Below are 233 nucleotides of genomic sequence, written 5' to 3'. Positions count from 1 at the left end.
GATTTGAGGTGTTTTCTCATCTTCTACATGATTCCGGATGATAATATTTCCACTACGAATGGCCTCTTTTGTTAAATCACTGATAATTTCCTGCCCAATCACATATCTTTCCTCGCCAAAACCAACATAGGCAAGTACATTTTGCGTATCTGTAATAGCTACCGCATCTGCCTTTATATCCTCTTTAATAATTGAACAAATGATTAGGAGTGAGTTTGAGTTTATAGTACGAA

The 233-nt window shown here is 36.1% G+C and carries 1 pseudogene; it reads right to left on the bottom strand.

Annotation, left to right across the window (positions count from 1 at the left end):
• Positions 1-233 (bottom strand): annotated as a pseudogene (locus RYX56_RS25485) (sensor histidine kinase); the annotation flags it as partial.

It is taken from the genome of Alkalihalophilus lindianensis (assembly GCF_032843265.1).
GTDB lineage: Bacteria > Bacillota > Bacilli > Bacillales > Bacillaceae_D > Alkalihalophilus > Alkalihalophilus lindianensis.
This window is presented reverse-complemented; position numbering and strand designations above follow the sequence as displayed.